This is a genomic window from Actinoplanes sp. NPDC004185 (genome assembly GCF_053603475.1).
Map to the genome: position 1 here is coordinate 267,872 of NZ_JBSGFR010000003.1, position 6,176 is coordinate 274,047.

Genomic DNA, 6,176 nt, shown 5'->3' on the forward strand with positions numbered 1-6,176 from the left:
CGAGAACGTACGGCGGGGGCGATGACACCGGACCAGCGGGGACAAGGACATAACGGCGGCGAGCAGCGGGCCACGCCCCGGCGGCGAACGGACCCGGCCCACCTCAACATGTGGCTGACCTTCGCCGGCACCGTGCTCGCCGCGGTGATCGGCGGCATCTTCGCCCTCATCGCGGCCGGCGGCGGCGACGACGATCCGGCGGCGCCCGCCGCCGGCAACGGTGCGCCCGCCGCCACCACCGCTTCGCCAGCAGCCGCCCAGCCGGCTCCTCCGGGCGCGTCCGCCACCACCGGACCGAGCTCCGCGACGGGCGTACCGGTGCGGTGGTCCGGGCGGCTCGTCGTCTCCGCGGTCCCGAGCCTGAGCGACGCCGTCGACCTGGACCGGGAGCCGCCCCGGGCCACCGACGACACCGCGGCCGCCGCCGATCTCAGTCTCGGGCGGCTCGACGCCGGGGAGGTCGACGTGGGCAAGGCCGCCCTCGGCCTGCCGTCCGCCTTCGCCCGGTGGGACGGTTCCGGCACGCCGGAGTTCGCGCAGTGCCAGGAGGCGTCTCTGACTCAGGGCGTGGTGAAACTCAGCGCTGTCGAGACCGGCGCGGTCATCTGTGCGCGGACCAACCAGGACCGCATCGCCCGGCTCACCGTACGCAAGATCGACAGCCGCCAGGACTCGGTCACCTTCGACGCCGTGGTGTGGGACGACGACTGACCGGCCGGACCCTCGTGCTCGGCTCAGCCCGCGTCGGTACGGGCCTCGATCGCGCGCACCACGGCCGCCATGTCCTCCGCACCGTGACCGAGCGCCAGCGCCTCCCCGAACAACCGGTGGCACTCGTCCAGCAACGGCGACGCGATGCCGGACGCCCGCGCCGCGTCGGCGATCAGCTGGTTGTTCATCAGCACGTCCCGGATCGACGCCTGCACCGTGAAGTCCCGGCTGACCAGCTTCTCCACCTTGACCCGGGAGACGCCGCTGGCCATCGGCCCGGCGTCCAGCACGCCCCGCAGCAGGTCCAGGTCGAGACCGTGCCGCTGGGCGAAATGCGTCGCCTCGGCCAGGCCGGTGACCAGGCTGATCAGGAACAGGTTCACCGACAGCTTCATCAGCAGCGCCTGCGGGACCGGACCGCACTCGACGACCTCGCGGCACATCGGGGCCAGCAGCGGGCGTACCTCCTTGACGGCATCCGGGTCCCCGGCCAGCATCCCGACCAGTTCCCCGGCGACCGCCGGGGTCCGCGACCCGGACACGGGCGCCTCCACATAGCGCCCGTCAGCCGCCACCACGTCGTCACGCAGAGCGGCCGAATACTCCGGCGCGGTGGTGCCCATGTGCACGATCGTGTGCCCGTGCACCAGCTCCGCGAAGCCCGGGCCGCCGCGGCCCAGGACCTCGTCGATCGCGTCGCTCCCGGCCAGCATGAGCAGGACGATCCGGGCCCGGGCGAAGACGTCGGCCGGCCGGTCCGCGAGACTCACCCCGGGGACCGATCGGGGGGTACGCGACCAGCCGACCACCGGCACCCCGGCCGCGGCGAGGTTGCGGGCCATCGGCTCGCCCATGATGCCCAGCCCCAGAAAACCGACGTTCTCGCTGTGATCCATGGCCGTACGGTAGAGCGCGGACCGCCGCCCCGGCTGCGGCCAATTCACGACTCCTGGCTCAGCTCCGGCCGTTGGCGTAGACCACGCGGAAGCCCAGGTGGTCCGACAGGGCCGTCCAGCGGGACGAGCGCATCAGGCGTTCCGCGCTGTCGATCTTGCCGCCGTTGACCAGGGTGTTGAGGACCACGGTCTCGAAGGCCGCCGATTCCACCCAGTCGATCGACTTGGTGAAGCCGCAGAGCATGGCCGCCTTGGTCTCGTGCAGGAAGTCCTTCAGGGCCCGGTCGGAGGCGCGCAGGACCAGACAGCTGCCGAAGTACAGGATGCGGCCCGCGCACCGGCCCGACATCCAGGCCGCGATCTCGTCCAGCTCGACCGTCTGCTTGCTGGTCAGGCACAGCTGGGTGGGCTGACCGTGGAGGGCGAAGAAGCCCACCTTGTAGTCGGCGTACTTGCGGGACAGCCAGGTGTCCAGGTAGTAGTGCAGCTCCTCGGTCGTGGCCGTGTCCCGGTGGATGTAGCGGATGCTGCCGAGCCGTTCGAGCAGTTCGAGGGTGGGCAGCACCGACCCGCGGCTGTTCAGGTCGTCCTCCCATTGACCCTCGACGCAGAACACTCCCCCGGCCTTGGCCACGACTCCCCCTGACAGCTCGGCACGAAAGGTCGACGCTAGCCGACCGGCGGTCGATCGACGGGGCCGCCCGACCTATCGGGCAAATGCCTCACACCTGCGGGGCACTTACCCGGAAGTGCCTTCTTAACGATCTCCGGTTCCCGACGCATGATGGATCGGTGACCGATGTGCAGAAGCAGTCCGCGCCCCCGCCCCCGCCCCCTCCGGCGCAGCCCGCGAGCCCCCCGCAGCCGTTGATCGTGCTCGGTGCCGAGGATGCCGCGACCTGCGCCGACGGGATGTGTGGCTGAGATGGCCGGCGTCCTGGTGGAGATCTGGTCGGACATCGTCTGCCCGTGGTGCTACATCGGCAAGCGGCGGCTCGAGACGGCGCTGGGCACGTTCGAGCACGCCGGTGACGTCGAGCTGGTGTGGCGCAGCTTCCAGCTCGACCCGTCGATCCCCCGGGGCACGGTCGAGCCGGTCCACGACGCCCTGGCCAAGAAGTTCGGCGGGTCGAAGGACCAGGTCAAGGCCATGACGGCGCAGGTCGCCGCACTCGCCGAGGCCGAGGGCCTGCACTACGACTTCGCGAGCGCGGTGAGCATCAACACATTCGACGCGCACCGGTTGATCCACCTGGCCAAGGCGCACGGGCTGGGCGCGGAGGCGCACGAGCGGCTGATGCGGGCCAACCTGATCGAGGGCGCGACGCTGGACACCGCGACGCTGGTGCGGCTGGGCTCCGAGATCGGCGTCCCGGCGGCGGAGGCGCAGCGGGTGCTGGCCGGCGACGACTACACCTCCGACGTCGAGGACGACATCCGCCAGGCCCGCCTGTACGGGGCCTCCGGCGTGCCGTTCTTCGTGCTCAACCAGGCCTACGGCGTCTCCGGCGCCCAGTCCGCCGACGTGTTCCTGCAGGCGCTGCGCACCGCGTACGAGGCGGCGCCGGCTCGCTGAGTCAGTCCGCGGGCCGGCCCAGCACGAAGTCGGCCCGGCCCGAGCGCACGCCGTTGACCTGCAGTTCGACGGCGTGCGCGCCGGGGTGATAGCGCCGGGTGGTGATCTCCCGGAACGAGTGCCGGCGCTCCAGCGACAGCAGCTGCCCCGGCTCGAGCGTCGCCGTGGTCAGCTTGAAGGTCTTGCCGGTCTGCCGGCCGTCGGTCTTCCGGTGGTGCACGACGTAGTCGATGGCCAGCGTGGCCGCGGCGGCCCCGGTGTTCGTGACGGTCGCGGTGAAGGCCAGCTCACCACCGAAGGGCACCTCGCCGGACGCGATGAGCGGGCCGGTGACCTCCACGGTGGCCGGGGCGAAGCCGAGCAGGGCCAGCGCGCCCGGATGCCCCTGCTTGACCAGCGTCCGCAGGCCGTGCCGGACCAGCCGGGCTGTGTGCCGGTCGGGCTCGGCGAGCCACCCGGCGGCGGTCCGGACCACCAGGTCGCCGTGGTGGCGGCTCAGGTCGTTGAGGTGGTTGGCCACCGAGCGGCGCACGTACTCGCTGTCGTCACGGCGGAGCGCGCCGATGATCTCCAGGGTGTGCTCGGGCCGGTCCAGCAGCGCCGGCACCCGCTTGGCCCAGGGCAGGAAGGGCCGGGTGCCCTCGGAGGCGAGGCGGCGTACGTGCTCGTCCGGCGAGTCCGTCCAGGTGCCCACGATGGCCAGCGCCCGGCCGGGGTCGTGGTCCAGCAGCGTCCGGATGGCGAACTCGGCGGTCAGCCGGCCGGTGAGGGCGGCCAGCAACGCCATCGCGTCGTCGAACGCCGTACCGCTGCCGTCGGTGACCGCGCGGGCCGCGACCGCGCCGGTGACCGGCCAGATCAGCCAGCCCTCGAACGGCAGCGGGCCGGCCGCGGCGGCCCGGACCGTCGCGGCCAGCTCCGGGTAGCCGCCCGGCAGGTCGGCCAGCAGGGCATCGCGCAACAGGTCGCTGCGTTCGCGCAGCGCGCGCCCGGCGAGATCACCCGCCGCGGTACGCAGCGACGGCCACCCGTTGCCCGGCGCCGCGGCGGCCAGCGCGGCGATCAGCGCCCGGGCGGTCTGGTCCCCGATGAGCTCGTCGGCGAACGGCACGGCGGATCTCCCCTGGCTGGGTGGCGGCGGACACCGCACATCGTGCCAGGACCGCCTCAGAGCAGGCCGGAGCGCCGCCACAGAGCCATACCGGGCCCGCCGATCAGGTCCAGCTCCCGCAGGTACGCCACGATCCGCTCACCCGCCCAGCGCATCGTCTCGCGGTGGTACGGGTTGGCCCGCGCCGCCCGCCGTCCCACCTCGGGCTCGATGCCGACGGACCGGTAGACCTGCGGGGAGATGATCCGGGTGCCGGTCAGGTACGCCGCCCGGGCGATCACCACCCGGTCGAACGCCAGGCGCCGGGTGCCCGCCGCGCGCACCTGGCGGGCGAGCTCCTCGCGGGCGTAGCGCACGTGCCGGGCCTCCTCGATGACGTGGATCCGCGACACCATCCGGACCAGCGGCTGCACCGTCTCGTCGGCCGCCGCCTCGCGTTGCAGGGCGTCGAGGATCTCCTCGGCGATGAGGATGGCCGCGTACATCCGGGGGCCGGTGGCGGTGGCGGCGATCCATTTGCCCAGCGCGTCGTCGAACGCGCCGACCCGGTAGACCGGGCAGTCCAGTTTGGCGATCATCCGGCCGAACATGACCGAGTGCCGGCACTCGTCGGCGACCTCGGTGAGGGCGTACTGGGAGTGGGCGGCGGTGGGGTCGGCGCGGTAGTACTCGCGGATCAGCAGCTGCATGAGGATGGTCTCGAACCAGACCCCGAGCCCGGCGATGCTGGCCACCTCGTGCCGGGTCAGGGTGATCCGCTGCTCCTGGCTGAGTCCCTGCCACAGCTCGGTGCCGTAGAGGCTGGACCGGTGCTCGGGCGTGTAGAACCGGTCGTCGGCCAGCGGCGCGTCCCAGTCGATCTCCACTTCCGGGTCGTACGAGTGCTCGGCCGACGAGCGCAGCAGCCGGGTCGCGGTCCGGTCGCGGTCGGAGACGACCATGGAGAACCTCCAGAGGGGTTGACGTTACCGGAAGTAACAGCTACTTCTCGTACTATGAACTCTGTCGATGAGGGCGTCAACCGTCCCGACGGGCGCAGCCGCCGCTGGGCCGATCACCGCGAGCGCCGCCGCACCGAGCTCGTCGAAGCGGTGATCGAGGCGATCCGCGAGCTCGGGCCCGAGCCCGGCATCGACGCCGTGGCCGCGCACGCCGGGGTCAGCAAGCCCGTGCTCTACCGCTACTTCGAGGACAAGTCGGGGCTGTGGCTGGCGGTGGGCCGGCAGGCGGCGACCGCGGTGGTCGAGGCCATCGCGCCGGCTGTGGCCGCGGTCCGGGAGGAACGGGACGTGGTCGCCGCCGCGATCGACGCGTACCTGACCTTCATCGAGGCGGACCCGCACGTGTACCGCTTCGTCGTGCACCAGCGCGGCATCGCCCGCGACACCGACGTGGTCGCCGACGCGATGGACACCGTGGCCAGCGGGCTGGCCCGGATCCTGGGCGACCGGTTGCGGGCGCTGGGCCTGGACTCCGGGCCGGCGCTGCCGTGGGCGTACGGGATCGTGGGTTATGTCCAGACAGTGGCCGACTGGTGGCTGCGGCAGCAGCAGCCGATCAGCCGGACCGCCCTGGCGGAGTATCTGACGACGTTCCTCTGGGGCGGCATCGCCGGCATCCGGGCCGCCGCCGACACTCCGGGCGGGCTGGCGGTGACCGGGCGATGAGCGCGGACCAGGACCTGCCGGGCGAGGACGGCCGGGACGAGGACTACCGCGGCGAAGCGACGATCGAGACCGGCGAGCTCAGCGTCACCGTCGCGGTGCGGCTGTCGGCGCGTTTCGAGATGGCCAAGGGACATTCGAACGCGGAGATCGCCCGGGCCCTCACGGTCAGCGAGACGACGGTGAAGACCCACGTCGGCCACATGCTGACGAAGCTC

8 protein-coding genes and 1 pseudogene are annotated in these 6,176 nt (G+C 72.3%); 5 read left to right on the forward strand and 4 right to left on the reverse strand.

What is annotated here, in order from left to right:
- Positions 1 to 21: 21 nt before the first annotated feature.
- On the forward strand, positions 22 to 711 hold the full coding sequence (locus ACWEOZ_RS05245; protein WP_451909504.1) for a hypothetical protein: 690 nt from the start codon (positions 22 to 24) through the stop codon (positions 709 to 711).
- 23 nt (positions 712 to 734) lie between these two features.
- On the opposite strand, the gene ACWEOZ_RS05250 is transcribed toward ACWEOZ_RS05245, so the two are convergent.
- Together ACWEOZ_RS05250 and ACWEOZ_RS05255 are read right to left on the reverse strand one after the other, a co-directional pair.
- Complete coding sequence (locus ACWEOZ_RS05250; RefSeq protein WP_451909505.1) at positions 735 to 1,607, reverse strand: NAD(P)-dependent oxidoreductase; 873 nt, start codon at positions 1,605 to 1,607, stop codon at positions 735 to 737.
- Between the two features lie 58 nt (positions 1,608 to 1,665).
- Positions 1,666 to 2,241: a DUF6642 family protein gene (locus ACWEOZ_RS05255; RefSeq protein WP_451909506.1), complete on the reverse strand. Its 576-nt coding sequence runs from the start codon at positions 2,239 to 2,241 to the stop codon at positions 1,666 to 1,668.
- Between the two features lie 158 nt (positions 2,242 to 2,399).
- Here ACWEOZ_RS05255 and ACWEOZ_RS05260 point away from each other — a divergent pair, with 158 nt between their 5' ends.
- Positions 2,400 to 2,531: a hypothetical protein gene (locus tag ACWEOZ_RS05260; protein WP_451909507.1), complete on the forward strand. Its 132-nt coding sequence runs from the start codon at positions 2,400 to 2,402 to the stop codon at positions 2,529 to 2,531.
- Between the two features lies 1 nt (position 2,532).
- On the forward strand, positions 2,533 to 3,183 hold the full coding sequence (locus tag ACWEOZ_RS05265; protein ID WP_451909508.1) for a DsbA family oxidoreductase: 651 nt from the start codon (positions 2,533 to 2,535) through the stop codon (positions 3,181 to 3,183).
- A 1-nt stretch (position 3,184) separates the two neighbouring features.
- On the opposite strand, the gene ACWEOZ_RS05270 is transcribed toward ACWEOZ_RS05265, so the two are convergent.
- Together ACWEOZ_RS05270 and ACWEOZ_RS05275 are read right to left on the reverse strand one after the other, a co-directional pair.
- Complete coding sequence (locus ACWEOZ_RS05270) at positions 3,185 to 4,294, reverse strand: DNA alkylation repair protein (protein WP_451909509.1); 1,110 nt, start codon at positions 4,292 to 4,294, stop codon at positions 3,185 to 3,187.
- Positions 4,295 to 4,350: 56 nt separating this feature from the next.
- Entirely contained in the window at positions 4,351 to 5,235 is an 885-nt protein-coding gene (locus ACWEOZ_RS05275) for an AurF N-oxygenase family protein (RefSeq protein WP_451909510.1), read from the reverse strand.
- Between the two features lie 54 nt (positions 5,236 to 5,289).
- On the opposite strand from ACWEOZ_RS05275, the gene ACWEOZ_RS05280 reads away from it, so the two are divergent.
- Together ACWEOZ_RS05280 and ACWEOZ_RS05285 are read left to right on the forward strand one after the other, a co-directional pair.
- Positions 5,290 to 5,961 (forward strand): TetR family transcriptional regulator, encoded by a 672-nt coding sequence (locus ACWEOZ_RS05280; RefSeq protein ID WP_451909511.1) that lies wholly within the window; start codon positions 5,290 to 5,292, stop codon positions 5,959 to 5,961.
- A 116-nt stretch (positions 5,962 to 6,077) separates the two neighbouring features.
- A pseudogene (locus ACWEOZ_RS05285) lies at positions 6,078 to 6,176 on the forward strand (LuxR C-terminal-related transcriptional regulator); the annotation flags it as partial.